The organism is Kitasatospora sp. MY 5-36, from assembly GCF_001182915.1.
Classification (GTDB): Bacteria; Actinomycetota; Actinomycetes; order Streptomycetales; family Streptomycetaceae; genus Kitasatospora.
In genome coordinates this window covers 1-14456 of record NZ_LFVW01000275.1, presented here as the reverse complement: position 1 = coordinate 14456, position 14456 = coordinate 1, and the positions used below count along the sequence as shown (strand labels likewise).

Sequence of the window (14456 nt, the reverse complement as noted above, 5' to 3'; positions counted from 1 at the left end):
CAGCGCGTACGCCGGGTCGACGGCGACCACCCGGCAGCCCAGTTCGCGCGCCTCGGCGGCCAGGCCGGCCGCGCCCCCGGGGCAGTCCAGCAGCGGCCCGGGCAGGGCGGCGAGCCGGGCCCGGGTGAGGCCGAACAGGGCGCAGTACTCGTCCAGCGGACGGGAGGTGACCAGCACGTCCGGGAGGGCGGGGTGAGGGCCGGCGGACACCCGGCCATCCGAACACGGAGCGGCCCCGCCCGCATCCGGGAGGGGTCCGGGACGCGGGCGGGGCCGTCGGGCCTGGGTGGAGCCGGGCGGTCAGCGGCCGAGCAGGCCCTGGGCGGCGGCCCGGTTGACGTTGGTCAGGCCGCGGACCAGCTGGGTGGTGAGGAGGACCAGCAGCACCCCGAGGAGCGAGAGCCCGGCGATCTGCCAGGGCGCCTCGATGTCGTACACGTGCCGGATGTCGTGGCTGTCGTAGAAGTCGAACACCCGGTACCCGTGCCAGGAGGTGTAGGTGGGGAAGACCCAGTGGTACAGCGGGTAGAGCGCCGCCGCCCAGCCGAGCAGCAGGAACACCAGCGTCACCGCGAAGCTGAACACCGCCCAGGGGAGCATCAGCACCTGGTACAGCACGGCCTTCCAGCCGGCCCCGTCCGCCAGCCGCGCGGTGACCGCGCCCCAGCTGCCCTGGCGGACCCGGCGCACCGGCTCCGGGCCGGGGACGTCCAGGGCCAGCATGCCGCGCACCCGGGCCCGCTCCAGCCGGCCGAAGCCGCGGGCCGTGGCGGTCAGGGCGCCCAGCACGGGCAGGCCGAGCGCGGTGACGAAGGTGGCGAGGCCGAAGCAGAACATCGTGACCGCGACGGCGAAGCCGAGGATCGCCACCGGCAGGCCGGTGAGCGCGTAGCCGACCTCGCGGTAGTAGTACGCCGAGAACGGGGCCCGCCACAGGGCCGGACGCCGCTCGGTCCGGCGGGCCCGGACGGGGCGCGGGTCGTCACCGCGACCGCCCAGAACGTCCCACTCCCGGTCCTCCACGCTGCGGCTGCTGCTCATGTTCCCGGCCCCCGGCCCCTCGTGCTGTCGTCTGTCGCTCGTTCGTCCCGCTGACTGCGTCCAGTCTGGTGGACGCGCCGCCCGGCCGTGATCCGGAGGCCTGGCGGATCCGGGGTGGGGTTAACCCCCCTCCACCCGGGCGGCCGCGCCCGGCCACTCCTCGGCGAGCAACGTGAAGAGGTACGCGTCGGACCGGTCGCCGCCCGCGGACCCGGCGGACCGGACCCCGCCCTCGGACCCGTCGGACCGAGGCCGCCCCTCCGGCCGGAAGCCCAGCCGGGTGAGCACCCGGCCGGGGGCCGGGTTGGCCGCGGCGGTCCGGGCGGTCAGCCGGTGCAGGCCCAGGGTGCCGAAGGCGAAGTCGCCGAGCAGGCCGACGGTCTCGCCCGCGTAGCCCCGGCCCCAGGACCCGCGGGCCAGCACGCACCCGAGGTCGGCGGCGCCGTGCCCGTCGAGGGTGAGCGCTGCCTGCCCGATCGGCGTCGCGTCCCCGGGCTCCTCGGCGTCGGCGATCCTGGTGACGGCGAGCCGGTAGGTGTCCCGCTCCTCGGCCATCGCCTCCTCCAGGTAGAGCTCGATCTGGTCGGCGCAGTCCTCCCGGGCGCTCGGCCCGAAGGGCAGGTGGCGGGTGACCTCGGGGTCGCCGAACAGCGCGTGCAGCGCGTCCACCTCCTCCTCGGTGTGGTGGTACTCGCGGACGGCCAGGCGCGGGCCGGTGAGTCGTACGGGGACCATGGCTGCCGACCCTATCCCCGCCCGGCGGCTACCGTTCGGACTATGAACGACGAAGACCTGCGGCTCGCCCCGCGCACCAAGGCCGCCGACCTGCTCGCCTGGGCGGCCGAGCAGGGCCGCGCGCCGGTGGCCGAGGGGCCGCTGCGCGCGGTGCTGGCGCTGCTGGAGCTGGGCGAGGGCAGGATGCACGACGGCTGGCCCGAACTGACCTCCGACGCGGTGGAGCACCTGCTGTACGAGCGGCTCCACCTGTACGTCCAACCCGCGCCCGAGGAGGACCCGTTCGCCTACGGCGACGCCGTCCGGCTGCTGGTCGACCACCAGCGGGCGTCCCGGCGGCTGAACGCCAAGCGCCAGGAGCGGCTGCACGCGGAGGCCGAGTGGCAGGGCGAGGTCGCGGCCGGGCTGCTGCGCCGCGCCGACCTGGTGACCTGGCCCCGGCTGTACGCGCTGCTGCTGCACGCGTACGGGGTGGACGTCACGGACCCGGCGGCGGTGCGGGACTGGCTGGCCGGCTTCGGGGAGCTCCCGGAGGAGGAGCGGCTGGCCGCGTACGAGGCGCTGGCACCGGCCGGCTGGCTGGACGAGCCGGACGAGCAGGGCTGGGGCCCGGGCCGGGTGCTGTCGGTCGGCATGGCCACGGACGGCGCGCGGCGGCTGCTGGAGCAGGGCCTGATGCGGCGCAGCTACCGCAACCTGGCGGAGCTGACCGCGCTGGGGCGGCCGATGCCGGAGGAACTGGCCGGGGACTTCGGGCGGTTCGAGGAGGCGGCGGTCGAGGCGGCGCTCGACCTGTTCGGCGGGTGGACGGTGCCGGGGCTGCCGCGGCTGCTGGTGACGGAGTTCCCGGAGCTGGCGCCGGAGCCCGGCCAGGAGGAGATCGAGGCGTACCTGGCGCAGCTGCCCGCCGAGGAGTGAGACGCCGCGCGGAAGCCCCCGGTCCGGTGCTGGTGCTCCGGGCCGGGGGCTTCGCGCTGGGTCCGCCCGGGCGGGTGCCTCAGGGCGGGTGCGTCAGGGGTTGAGGCCGCGCTGCTGGAGCCAGGGCTCCGGGTCGACCGGGGCGCCGCCGCCGGGGCGGACCTCCATGTGCAGGTGCGGGCCGGTGACGTTGCCGGTCGCGCCGACCTTGCCGATCTGCTGGCCGGCGGCGACCTTGCCGGAGCCCTTGGTGATCGCGGAGAGGTGGCAGTACCAGATCTCGGTGCCGTCGGGCAGGGTCTCGACGATCCGGTAGCCGTACGAGCCGGCCCAGCCGGCCGAGGTGATGGTGCCCTGGCCGAGCGCGTGGACCGGGGTGCCGGTGTCGGCGGCGAAGTCCAGGCCGGTGTGCAGGTTGGCCCAGTAGCGGGCGCTCTGGCCGTAGTGGGCGGAGAGCCGGTAGTCCGTCACCGGGAGGGTGAGGGCGGCGGCCTTGGCCCGCTCGGCCTCCTCGGCGGCGCGCTTGGCCTCGGCCTCCTTGGCGGCGGCCTTGGCCTCCGCCTCCTGGGCGGCCTGGAGCCGGGCGGTCTCCTCGGCGGCGGTGCGCTGGCTGTCGGCCTGGTTCTGGATGCGGGCGGCGAGCGCGAGGCCGGGGTCGGCGGAGAGGGCGACCGCCGTCTCGTCCGGGGCCTCGATGGCGGGGGCGGCGGCCGGGGTCGCCGAGGTGAAGCCGGTGGCACCCAGGGTGGCGGCGACGGCGGTGACGCCGAGCAGCGGGGAGGTTCCGCGGGTCTGACGCGGCATCCGGTGGCGGTTGGTCTCGGCCTCCGCGGCGAAGTCCTCCGGGCCGAAGGCCTCGGGGCCGTCCGGGCCGGGGTGGTCGAGGAGCTGGGTACCGGCTGCGAAGCCGGCCGGGTGTGCCGGGGTGTGCGTCGACGCCACGGAGGCGCGCTCCTTTCCTTCCTTCGCGCCTACCGGGTTAGCTGACGGGTTCGGAGCAGGAAGGTCTCCTACGGCCGGGCCGGAGCCCCGCCGATTCACCCCAAGGAACGTGGTTCCCCGGCTCCCTGACCTGCCCGGAGGCCGGTCGGTGGGATTAGGCGACGGCGCACGGTGCCGTCTGGGTACGGCGTTGACAACCGCGCTGCGTTATCAAACGTTAATCCTAGGAGGCTCTGATTCCAAGCCATCCGTTCGGAACAGCCCCGCAGCAGGTGATCGGACGTCAACGAACGGTCCCTCATGCACGGCCCCATCTGAGTACGCCTACTCATGTGCGGCCCGGCCGGGCCGCAGCATCCTGACGCCATGAGCGCACCGATGCAGACCCGCACCACGGCCGCCTACTACCTCCAGGCCGTCCTGTCCTTCGCCCTGTCGGGCACCGCCCTCGCCGTGGGGATCGTCTACCTGCCGGTCGGCGGGTGGACCCGGGCCTTCCTCGGACTCGGCCTCCTCTTCACGGTCAGCTCCGCATTCACTCTGGCGAAGGTGATCCGGGACCGGCAGGAGTCCAACGACATGGTCACCCGGGTGGACCAGGCCCGGCTGGAGAAGCTGCTCAGCGAGCACGACCCATTCAAGGTCGAAGGGGTCTGACCACCCCTCCCCCTCTTCTCCGACGCCTCCGACGCCTCCGACGCCCGACCGCTTGACGGCTAAGGCTATTAGCCTTAGCTTTATGGCTATCGGCAGCACCGCCGATGCCCCGCACCGGCGGCCCGAGGAGGACCCCATGAACGGCACCATCACCCCGAACACCCAGTACCTCACCGTCCCCGGCGGCCGGATCGCCTACGACGACACCCGGCAGGGCGACGGCACCCCGGTCGTCCTGCTCCCCGGCATGCTCGACAGCCGGGCCGCGTACCGGCACCTGCGCCCGCTGCTCGTCGCCGCCGGCCACCGGGTCGTCACCATGGACCTGCGGGGCTTCGGCGAATCCTCGATCACCTGGGACGACTACGGCCCGGCCGCCCTCGCCGGCGACGTCCTCGCCCTGCTCGACCACCTCGGCATCGAGCGCGCCGTCCTCGCCGGGAACTCGTACACCGGGGCGACCGTCGTCAAGGCCGCCGGGGACGCCCCCGAGCGGGTCGCCGGGATCGTCCTGCTCAACGCCTTCGTCGAGAACCCGCCGCAGGGCGCCCTGATGCGCGGCGCCATGGGCCTGATGGGCGCCGCCCTCGTCCACTGGCCGGCCGCCTGGGGCTTCTACCTGCGCCGGATGGCCTTCCCCGGCGCCAGGCCCGCCGACTTCGACGCGTACGTGGACGGGCTGGTCGCCGCGCTGCGCACCCCGGGCCGGAAGACCGCCACCCGCGGGTACGTCCACGGCGACTCGGCGCCGGTCGGCTGGACGGCCGCGGTGCGGTGCCCGGCCCTGGTCGTCATGGGCAGCAAGGACCCCGACTTCCCGAAGCCGGAGCTGGTCGCCGACCGGCAGGCCGCCGCGCTCGGCGCGCGGAAGGCGATGATCGAGGGGTCCGGGCACTACCCGATGGCCGACAACCCGGCGGCCACCGCGGACGCCCTGCTGCCGTTCCTCGCCGAGCTCGGCTGAGCCCCGCCCGTCCGCTGCCCGCCCCTGCCCGACCTGATCCGTACGGAGAGCCCGAACCCATGCCCCGCGTAGGACTGACCCCCGACCAGGTCGTCGACCACGCCCTCGCCCTCATCGACGAGCAGGGCGCCGAGGCCCTCACCCTGGCCTCCGTCGCCGCCCGGGCCGGGGTCGCCACCCCCTCGCTGTACAAGCACGTCAGCGGCGGCCTCGCCGAACTGCGGCGGCTGATCGCCGTCCGGGTCACCGGGGACCTCGCCGACCGGCTGGCCGGGGCGGCCGTCGGACGCAGCGGGGACGACGCCGTCGCCGCCGTGCTGCGCGCCTACCACGCGTACGCCACCGAGCACCCGCACCGCTACAACGCCCTCCCCCAGGCCCCGCAGCCCGACGACGACCTGGCCCGGGCGGCCGCCCGGCTCGTCGGCGTGATCATCGCCGTGCTGCGGGAGTACGGGCTCGACGGCTCCGAGGCGGTCCACGCCGCCCGCACCGTGCGCTCCGTCGCCCACGGCTTCGCCTCCCTCACCACGGCCGGCGCCTTCCAGCTCACCGAGGACCTCGCCACCACCCAGGACCGCCTCATCGCCACCCTCACCACCGGTCTCCGCGCCTGGCCCGCGTAAGCGGCCGGCCCCGCACCGGGCGCTGCACAGGAAGTCGGCCCGGCCGACTTCCCGCGGTGGCGGTGGTGCTGGTGCGGCGGTTCGGTCGGCCTTCGCCGGTGGGGGAAATGGGGTATCAAGGACCAGTGCCCCTGGAGCCCGCCGGCAGTCCGACCGCGCGCAGTGCGATGCGCTGCGTGCGGCTGCTGCTGGGCTGCACCAGCGCGGCCGAGCTGCTCGGCACCGTCCTGGCCGAGGGCCCGAGCTGGATCACCGGCGAGGGGTCCGCGCTGTACCTGCTGGACTCCGCCGGGATGCTCCGGCTGACCGCCTCGCACGGGCTGCCGGACTGGGCGCACGAGCGCTACAGCGTGGTCGACCCGGCCGGTGAGCTGCCCGCCGCGATGGCCCTGCGGCTGCGCCGCCCGTACCTGCTCAGTCCCGAGCACACCAGCGTCGACTACCCGAACCGGAACACCGGCATGGGCACCGGGATGGTCGCCGTGATCACCCTGCCGATGGTCGTGGACGAGCGGCCGATCGGTGTGCTGGCCCTGGCGCTGGCCCACCGGGGCACCGTGCCGCGCCGCGACCTGGACGTCCTGGAGACCCTCGCCGAGGCCTGCGCCCACCGGCTGGCCCATCTGCTGGACCACGCCGACGCCCACCTCCCGTACGGCACCCGGGCACCGTACGGCGTCCGGTTACCCGAGGACCCGCGGGCGGCGGACGGCCGCCCCGCCGGGCTGGCCCACCCGCTGCTGTCGCTGGCCGTGCGGGCCGCCGGGCACGGGGCCTTCGAGCGGGACCTGGTCACCGGGGAGAGCTACTGGGACGCCGAGGCGTTCCGGCTGGCAGGCCGCCCGCCCGCCCCGGACGGCGCCGCCCCCGAGCTGGACCGGCTGGTCCACCCGGAGGACCTGCCGGACGTGCAGGCGGCGCTCGCCGAGGCGCTGGCCGCCGGCGGCCGCTACCGGATCGGCTACCGGGTGCTGCGGCCCGGCGGCAAGGTCGCCCGGGTCGAGGAGTCCGGCGAGGTGATGCTGGACGTGCACGGGCGGCCGGTGCGGATCGCCGGGCTGCTGGCCGAGGCCGGGCACCGGGAGCCGCCGCCGGCCGAGGGGCGGAACTCCCCGGCCGCCGCCCGGACGGCGCTGCTGCTGACGCTCACCCGGGCGCTGTCCCGGGCGGTGACCGTCCGGGACGTCACCACCGCCGTCACCGATGTCGCCCGCCCGGCGCTCGGCGCCGCCGGCATCGTCCTGGACCTGGTGGACGAGGGCCGGCTGCTGCCCGTCTCGCACACCGTGTACGGGGGCCCGCGCCGCACCGAGCTCACCCGTCTGGCGGACCTGTCCGAGTCCGTGATGCAGCGTTCGCTGGCCCGCTCCGCCCCGCTGTTCAGCGAGCCCGCCGCCGCCCGCACCCGGCGCGACCCGCTCACCCCGGCCGCCTGGGCGGTGCTGCCGCTGGTCGCCTCCGGGCAGCAGGTCGGCTCGTGCCTGATCACCTTCGCCGCCGAGCGGGTGTTCAGCCGGGAGGACCGCACCCTGTACTCGGCGTTCGCCGGCATCCTGGCGCAGTCCCTGGAGCGGGCCCGGCTGTACGACACCCACCACCACCGGGCCTCCGAGCTGCAGCGGGCGATGCTCCCGCGCACCCTGCCGCGGCTGGCCGGGATCGCCAGCGCCGCCCGCTACCTGCCGAGCACCGAGGGGATGCAGATCGGCGGCGACTGGTACGACCTGCTGCGGCTGCCGGACGGCCGGATCGGGCTGGTGATCGGCGACGTCCAGGGCCACAACGCGGAGGCCACCGCGGTGATGGGCCAACTGCGCAGCGGGCTGCGGGCGTACGCGACGGACGGGCACGACCCGGCCGCCACCCTGACCCGCACCAGCCGGCTGCTGGCCGAGCTGGACACCGAGCTGTTCGCGACCTGCCTCTACCTGACCCTGGACCCGGCCGACGGCGTGCTGACCGCGGCCCGGGCCGGGCACCCGGCGCCGGTGCGGATCACCGCCGACGCCGCGGCCGTCGAGCTGGAGCTGCCGGGCGGGCCGCCGCTGGGGGTGGCCCCGGAGCGGCCGTACCCGCTGGCGGTGGAGCGGCTGGCGGTCGGCGAGACGCTGCTGGCGTACACCGACGGGCTGGTCGAGGACCGCGAGGAGGACTACGACGAGTCGGTGCAGCGGATGCTCGGCGGGCTCGAACTGTGGGCGCGGCAGACCGGTCCGGGGCGGATCGGTCCGGCGCCGGCGCTGGAGCGGCTGGCCGATCTGCTCACCCTGAACGTGACCGAGCGGCGGTCCCGGCCGGACGACGTGGCGCTGCTGCTCCTGCACCGGACGGCGCCCCTTCCGTAACACCGTGCGCACAGGCCCCACACATCACCGGACGCGATCCGGCCGGGCGGCTCGATCCCGACGTTCCCGGCGGTGCCGGTCGGGCCGCTCCGATACCTCGTCAGGCGGTGGGATCGGGGTCGAACGATTGCCGATTGACGCCGAATTGACTCGATATTGACGAGATCCGGTCACTTGGCGAGATCCGTTCACACCTTCGTAGGATCATCACCCTAGAATTCGCGGCGTGACGATGACTCAGTGGTCCGTAACGGCAACCGGCGTACTCGCCGTCCTCGCCCTCGTGGCCGCCGCGCGGTACCGCGCCGTGTCCGTCACCCAGCGCGGCCGCGCCGACCGGCTGCGCGGCGAACTCCTCGCCGTCCAGGAACAGCTGGCCACCGAGCTCTCCCGCCGCGGCGCCGAACTCGCCGCCGTCCAGCAGGAGCAGGAGCACACCGCCTCCACCCAGCGGGCCTTCCTCAGCGTCGCCCGCCGGATCCTGGTGATGGCCCACGACCAGCAGGCGCTGCTGGACGAGATGGAGCGCACCCACGACGACCCGACGCTGCTGGAGGGCCTACTCAAGGCCGACCACGCGGCCGCCCAACAGGCCCGGCTGGCCCAGACCCTGGCCGTGCTGTGCGGCGCGCGGGCCGGCCGGCACTGGCCGGAACCGGTCTCCCTGGAGGACGTCGTCCGCGGCGCCCAGTCCCGCATCCTGCCGTTCCAGCGCGTGGTGGTGCGCAGCCGGACCGAGACCGCGGTGGTCGGCGCCGCCGCCGAGGCGCTGATCCACGCGATCGCCGAACTGCTGGACAACGCCACCCGCTACTCCCCGCCCAGCACCCAGGTGTTCGTCACCCTGATGCCGGTCCACAACGGCGCCGTCATCGAGATCGACGACGGCGGCGTCGGCATGCCGGAACAGGCCGTCGCCAAGGCCGCCGCCGCGCTGGCCGGCGGCAGCACCCTGGAGGTCTCCCGGCTCGGCGAGGTGCCGCAGCTGGGCCTCGCCGCGGTCGGCCGGCTCGCCGAGCAGTACGGCTTCCGGGTCACGCTCAGCTCGGCGCCCTCGCCGTACGGCGGCGTGCGGGTGGTCCTGCTGCTGCCGAACGCGCTGCTCACCGAGCCGCTGCCGCCCACCGTCCCCGGCCTCGGGCCGGACGACCGGGCGTTCACCCCCGGCCCCCGGCCGGCCTCTCCCGCCGGCCACCCCCTGGTGGAGACCCCGCCGCCCGGCCGGCACGCCGCGACCGGTGACACCCCTCCCCCGCTGCCCCGCCGGAGCCACCGGCGCGGCCGCACGGGCCGCCCCGCCCAGCACGCCGCTCCCCCACCGCCGCCCGCGCCGCCCTACCGCTCGGCCCGGGACGCGCAGGCGTTCATGGCGATGTTCCAGGCCGGGACGGCCAGCGGCCGTTCCGCCGCCCGGGCCCAGTCCACCCCTTCCCTTCCCGCTTCCCCCCGACTTCCCCAGCGCTCCGGAGAGTTCCATGACCACCACCCCTGATCTCGGCTGGCTGCTCGCCGACATCATCGCCGTCCCGCAGGTCCAGCACGCCGTCGTCGTCTCCAACGACGGCCTGGAGATCGGCCGCAGCGCGGGCATCCCGCGCGACGACGCCGAACGGCTCGCCGCCGCCTGCTCCGGACTGCAGTCGCTGGCCCGCGGCGTCGCGACGGGCTTCGGCGGACCGGGCAGCGCCACCCGCCAGATCATCATCGAGTACGGCGGCGGCTACCTCTTCGTCGTCGCCGCCGGGGCCGGCGCGCACCTGGCCGTGGTGGCCGGCGAGGCGGTCGACGCCGGCCTGGTCGCCTACCAGATGCAGGTCCTGGTCGAGCGGATCGGCACCCACCTCACCAGCCCGCCGCGCGTCGACCACGCGGCGGGGGGCCACCGGTGAGCGGCCCGGTCCGGCCGTACGTCATCACCGGTGGGCGCAGCCGCCCCACCCGGTCCGATCTGGCCGTGGAGAGCCTGGTCAGCGCCGTGCCCGGACCATTAGGACTGCCCGAGCCGCCGGACCTGCCCGAGCACGAGCTGATCAACCGTGAGCACCGACGCATCCTCGCGCTCTGCCACAGCCTGCTGTCCGTCGCCGAGGTGGCGGCCCACCTGGGGCTGCCGCTCGGCGTCGTCAAGGTGCTGGTCGGTGACCTCTGGGACCTCGGCGCCGTGCAGGTGCTCCCGCCCGTCCCCCAGGCCGAACGCCTGCCCGCAACCCTCCTGGAGGAGGTGCTCGTTGGCCTCCGCCAACTCCGCTGAAGCCGTCCCCGACGCCCCGGACGCACCGGGCGCCACGGACGCCGCCGGGTCCGCCGCCGGGCCGCAGTACCTGCCCTCCTCGGTGCAGGGCGCGGTCAAGATCCTGGTCACCGGTCCGTTCGGGGTCGGCAAGACCACCCTGGTCGGCTCGCTGAGCGAGATCACCCCGCTGCGCACCGAGGAGACCATGACCGCCGCCAGCGCCGGCATCGACGACCTCACCGGTCGCGCCGGCAAGACCACCACCACGGTGGCGCTGGACTTCGGCCGGATCACGCTCAACTCGCGGCTCGCGCTGTACCTGTTCGGCACGCCCGGGCAGCAGCGGTTCTGGCCGCTCTGGGACGACCTGTCGCGCGGCGCGCTCGGCGCCATCGCCATGGTCGACCTGCGCCGCCCGGACGAGAGCTTCGACGTGCTCGGCCGGCTGGAGGAGCAGCGCATCCCGTTCGCGGTCGCGGTCAACACCTTCCCGGACACGCCGAGTTACCCGGAGGAGGAGCTGCGCTCGGCGCTGGACCTGCTGCCGGAGGTGCCGATCCTGCACTGCGACGCGCGCGACCGCCGGCAGTCCTACGACCTGCTGATCGACTTCGTCGACCACCTGCACCGCAACTCGATCCTGGAGCTCCAGGGATGACCTCCCCCGAACACCCGGGAGCCCCCGGGTGCCCCGTCGCCCACGGCGGCGGACGGCCCGGCGGGCTGCCCGTGGGCGTGCCGCTGACGCCGCTGTACGGCCCGGCCGTCGCCGAGGACCCGCACGGCCTCTACGCCCGGCTGCGCGAGCGCTACGGGCCGGTCGCCCCGATCGAGCTGGAGCCCGGGGTCGAGGCCTGGCTCGTCCTCGGCTACGCCGAGCTGCTCGAACTCACCCGCAACGAGGCGCTGTTCTCCAAGGACTCGCGCCGCTGGCGGTTGCCCGCCGAGGGCCGGCTGGCAGCCGACTCCCGGCTGCTGCCGATGACCTCCTGGCGGCCCACCCTGCTCAACCTGGACGGCGCCGAGCACCAGCGGCTGCGCGCCGCCGTCTCCGACACCCTCGCCCAGATCGACCACCGCCAGCTGCGCGGCACCACCGAGGCCGCCGCCAACGGGCTGATCGACGGCTGGGGCCCGGACGGCACCGCCGACCTGGTCGCCCAGTACGCGCGCCGGCTGCCGCTGCTGGTCTTCACCCAGCTGGTCGGACTGCCGGTGGAGAGCGGGCCCCGGGTGGTCGAGCTGATCAGCCACTTCGTGGACAGCAGCGCGCAGTCGCAGCGCGCCGGCCTGGAGTTCCAGGCACTGCTCGTCGACCTGGTGCGCCGCCGCCGGGACGCCCCCAGCGCCGACCTCACCTCCTGGCTGCTCGCCCACCCGGCCGGGCTGACCGACGAGGAGGCGGTGCACCACCTGGTGGTGCTGATGGTCGCGGGCAACGAGACCTCGATCAACTGGACCGGCAACACGCTGCGGCTGCTGCTCACCGACCGGCGCTTCCGGGCCACCCTCACCGGCGGGCGGCTGACCGTCTCCGACGCGCTGGAGGAGGTGCTCTGGCGCGACCCGCCCACCCAGAACTTCCCCGGCCGCTGGGCCACCGGCGACACCGTGCTCGGCGGCCAGTACATCAGCGCCGGCGACATGCTCGTCCTCGGCCTGGCCGCGGCCAACGCCGACCCGGCCGCGCAGGGCGTCTCGGCCGCCGCGCAGGGCTCGCTCGGCGGCAACCGGGCCCACCTCGCCTGGGGCGCGGGCCGGCACGTCTGCCCAGCCCAGCACCCGGCCCGGATCATCGTCGAGACCGCCGTCGAGACCCTGCTGCACCGTCTGCCGGACCTCCAACTGGCCGTACCGCCAGGCGAGTTGGCCTGGCGCCCGTCCCCGTGGTCCCGGGCCCTGACCGCCCTCCCGGTGCTCTACAGCGCCTTCACCCCGCCCCGCCCGCCCGCCCCCGAGAGGCCCGCATGGACACCACCACCGAATCCGGAACCCGCGCCGAGCCCGTCAGACTCGACCCCTTCGGCCGCGACCAGCACGGCGAGAACGCCCGACTCCGCGAAGCCGGCCCCGCGGTCCTGGTGGAGCTCCCTGGCGGGGTGGTGGTCTGGGCGGTAACCCACCACGACACCCTCCAGTCGCTGCTGTCCGACCCCCGGGTCGGCAAGGACGCCCGGCTCTGGACGACCTTCCGGGAGGGGCGGCTGCCGGAGGGCTGGCCGCTGCTCAACTTCATCGTCGTCCCCGGCATGGTCACCGCCGACGGCGAGGACCACCGGCGGCTGCGCGGACTGGTCTCGCAGGCCTTCACCCCGCGCCGGATAGCCGACCTGGCCCCCGCCGTCGAGGCCCGGACGGTCGCGCTGCTGGACGGGGTCGCGAAGCTGGAGGGCGAGTTCGACCTGCGGCGGCACTTCGCCTACCCGCTGCCGATGCAGGTGATCGGCGAACTGCTCGGACTCGGGCTGGCGGAGCAGGACGAACTGCACGAGCTGTCCGACACCATGGTCTCCAGCTCGGCCACCCCGGCGGCGGCGCTGGCCGCGCAGCGGGGCCTGAACGCGCTGCTGGCCTCGGTGGTGGCGGCCAAGCGGGCCGAGCCCGGCGACGACCTGACCACCGACCTGATCGCCGTCCACGAGGCGGGCGACCGGCTCAGCGAGGCCGAGCTGGTCGGCACCCTGCTGCTGATGCTGGTCGCCGGGCACGAGACCACGCTCAACCTGATCACCAACGCCGTCCGCGCCCTGCTCGCCCACCCGGACCAGCTGCGGCTCGTCCTGGACGGGGAGCAGCCGTGGTCGGCGGTGGTCGAGGAGACCCTGCGCTACGACTCCCCGGTCGGGCAGTTCCCGCTGCGCTACGCGAGCGAGGACATCGCGGTCGGCGACGTGGTGATCCGGCGCGGCGAGGCGCTGCTGGCCTCCTACGCGGCGGCCGGACGGGACTCCGGGCACCACCCGGACGCGGACCGCTTCGACCTCACCCGGCAGCCCGCCAAGCACCTGTCGCTCGGCCACGGCCCGCACTTCTGCCTCGGCTCCGGGCTCGCCCGGATGGAGGCCGAGACGGCGCTGCGGCACCTGTTCACCCGCTTCCCGGGGCTGGCCCTCGCGGAGGGCCGGACCGACGAGCCGATCGCCTCGTTCGTCAGCAACAGCGTGCGCACCCTGTGGGTGACGGTCTGAGCCGACCGGTTACCTGAGGGCGGTCCGGGTCGTTCGGCAGGGCATGAAGAAACTCGCCACCCTGGCCGCCCTCACCATGGCGGGCCTCGCCCTCGCCGTCCCGGCGGCCTCCGCCACCTCCCAGACCGCCTCCTCGCCGGACGCCACCGGCGGGCTCACCGACGGGCTCGAAGTCTCCCCCGGCGACCTCGCCCTGCGGACCGTGGGCAAGCTCCCGCTGCTCGGCAAGCCCGCCAACGAGATCGAGGCGATCGGGACCAACCAGATGGCCCACCCGGGGCTCAGCGGGCAGATCCTGAACTGACCCGGCGCTCCGCCACCGGAGCGCGGGCGGCCGGCCGACCCCCGAACGGCCGGCCGCCCGCGCCACCCGACGCACGACGACCGCTCGACCCGCGGCGCTCGGGCCGCCGGGTTCAGAGCGCGGACAGCCGGTTGAGCTCCGGGTAGCCCAGCCCCTCCGAGAGCGCGGTGAACGTGCCGCTCCCGTACACCTCCTCGGCGGCCCGGCGGACCGCCGCGTACGCCACCTCGGCCAGGCCCGGGCCCAGGCTGATCCGGGCCACGCCGAGCTTCGCCAGCTCGGCGACCGCCGGGGAGCCGGGGCCGGCCAGCACGTTCAGCGGCGCCGGGACGGCCCCGACCAGGGCGGCGATGGTCTCCGGGTCGGACACCCCGGGGACGAACACCCCGTCCGCGCCCGCCTCGACGTACGCCCGCAGCCGGTGCACCGCGTCGTCCAGCCGGCCCTCCGGGGCGCCGATCCCGCGCAGGAACACGTCGGTCCGGGCGTTGACGAAGAGCGGC

16 protein-coding genes, 1 pseudogene and 1 riboswitch are annotated in these 14456 nt (G+C 75.3%); of the genes and pseudogenes, 12 read left to right on the top strand and 5 right to left on the bottom strand.

The genetic code is table 11. From position 1 onward, the window contains the following. From AE652_RS19340 to AE652_RS19330, 3 genes and pseudogenes are all read right to left on the bottom strand, one after another. A pseudogene (locus AE652_RS19340) lies at positions 1-210 on the bottom strand (hypothetical protein); the annotation flags it as partial. A 90-nt stretch (positions 211-300) separates the two neighbouring features. After that, positions 301-1041 carry a sensor domain-containing protein gene (locus AE652_RS19335; protein ID WP_053112132.1) on the bottom strand — a complete coding sequence of 247 codons (741 nt, stop codon included), beginning with the start codon at positions 1039-1041 and terminating at the stop codon, positions 301-303. 120 nt (positions 1042-1161) lie between these two features. Continuing rightward, entirely contained in the window at positions 1162-1776 is a 615-nt protein-coding gene (locus AE652_RS19330) for a GNAT family N-acetyltransferase (RefSeq protein ID WP_049653181.1), read from the bottom strand. A 42-nt stretch (positions 1777-1818) separates the two neighbouring features. Here AE652_RS19330 and AE652_RS19325 point away from each other — a divergent pair, with 42 nt between their 5' ends. Further along, positions 1819-2694, top strand: a complete 876-nt coding sequence (locus tag AE652_RS19325) for a hypothetical protein (RefSeq protein WP_049653179.1) — start codon at positions 1819-1821, stop codon at positions 2692-2694. A gap of 93 nt (positions 2695-2787) precedes the next feature. Here AE652_RS19325 and AE652_RS19320 read toward each other — a convergent pair whose 3' ends face one another. Beyond that, positions 2788-3636 carry a M23 family metallopeptidase gene (locus AE652_RS19320; RefSeq protein WP_053112130.1) on the bottom strand — a complete coding sequence of 283 codons (849 nt, stop codon included), beginning with the start codon at positions 3634-3636 and terminating at the stop codon, positions 2788-2790. A gap of 12 nt (positions 3637-3648) precedes the next feature. Beyond that, positions 3649-3807: riboswitch (cyclic di-AMP (ydaO/yuaA leader) on the bottom strand. 195 nt (positions 3808-4002) lie between these two features. On the opposite strand from AE652_RS19320, the gene AE652_RS19315 reads away from it, so the two are divergent. The 11 genes from AE652_RS19315 to AE652_RS45140 all read left to right on the top strand — a co-directional run bounded on the left by AE652_RS19315 (position 4003) and on the right by AE652_RS45140 (position 13953). Further along, on the top strand, positions 4003-4293 hold the full coding sequence (locus AE652_RS19315; RefSeq protein ID WP_049653176.1) for a YiaA/YiaB family inner membrane protein: 291 nt from the start codon (positions 4003-4005) through the stop codon (positions 4291-4293). Positions 4294-4375: 82 nt separating this feature from the next. Continuing rightward, the gene (locus tag AE652_RS19310; protein WP_199823112.1) at positions 4376-5257 is read left to right on the top strand and encodes an alpha/beta fold hydrolase; all 882 of its coding nucleotides are present in this window, start codon (positions 4376-4378) and stop codon (positions 5255-5257) included. Positions 5258-5316: 59 nt separating this feature from the next. After that, positions 5317-5883 carry a TetR/AcrR family transcriptional regulator gene (locus tag AE652_RS49020; RefSeq protein WP_049653172.1) on the top strand — a complete coding sequence of 189 codons (567 nt, stop codon included), beginning with the start codon at positions 5317-5319 and terminating at the stop codon, positions 5881-5883. A 125-nt stretch (positions 5884-6008) separates the two neighbouring features. Then, positions 6009-8228 (top strand): SpoIIE family protein phosphatase, encoded by a 2220-nt coding sequence (locus AE652_RS19300; RefSeq protein ID WP_074002077.1) that lies wholly within the window; start codon positions 6009-6011, stop codon positions 8226-8228. Between the two features lie 232 nt (positions 8229-8460). Beyond that, positions 8461-9720: a sensor histidine kinase gene (locus AE652_RS43135; protein WP_053112129.1), complete on the top strand. Its 1260-nt coding sequence runs from the start codon at positions 8461-8463 to the stop codon at positions 9718-9720. After that, complete coding sequence (locus AE652_RS19290) at positions 9704-10117, top strand: roadblock/LC7 domain-containing protein (protein ID WP_049653168.1); 414 nt, start codon at positions 9704-9706, stop codon at positions 10115-10117. The genes AE652_RS43135 and AE652_RS19290 overlap by 17 nt, the downstream gene beginning before the upstream one ends. Further along, positions 10114-10479 (top strand): DUF742 domain-containing protein, encoded by a 366-nt coding sequence (locus AE652_RS19285; protein WP_049653167.1) that lies wholly within the window; start codon positions 10114-10116, stop codon positions 10477-10479. Before AE652_RS19290 ends, AE652_RS19285 begins: the two co-directional genes overlap by 4 nt. A 70-nt stretch (positions 10480-10549) precedes the next feature. After that, entirely contained in the window at positions 10550-11119 is a 570-nt protein-coding gene (locus tag AE652_RS19280; RefSeq protein WP_049653188.1) for an ATP/GTP-binding protein, read from the top strand. Then, on the top strand, positions 11116-12579 hold the full coding sequence (locus AE652_RS48270) for a cytochrome P450 (RefSeq protein ID WP_234348444.1): 1464 nt from the start codon (positions 11116-11118) through the stop codon (positions 12577-12579). The genes AE652_RS19280 and AE652_RS48270 overlap by 4 nt, the downstream gene beginning before the upstream one ends. Further along, the gene (locus AE652_RS19270; protein WP_234348443.1) at positions 12564-13649 is read left to right on the top strand and encodes a cytochrome P450; all 1086 of its coding nucleotides are present in this window, start codon (positions 12564-12566) and stop codon (positions 13647-13649) included. The genes AE652_RS48270 and AE652_RS19270 overlap by 16 nt, the downstream gene beginning before the upstream one ends. Positions 13650-13692: 43 nt before the next feature. Continuing rightward, complete coding sequence (locus AE652_RS45140) at positions 13693-13953, top strand: hypothetical protein (protein ID WP_049653159.1); 261 nt, start codon at positions 13693-13695, stop codon at positions 13951-13953. 112 nt (positions 13954-14065) lie between these two features. On the opposite strand, the gene AE652_RS19260 is transcribed toward AE652_RS45140, so the two are convergent. Further along, the coding region (locus AE652_RS19260; RefSeq protein WP_049653157.1) for an isocitrate lyase/phosphoenolpyruvate mutase family protein at positions 14066-14456 on the bottom strand (391 nt) is incomplete at its 5' end.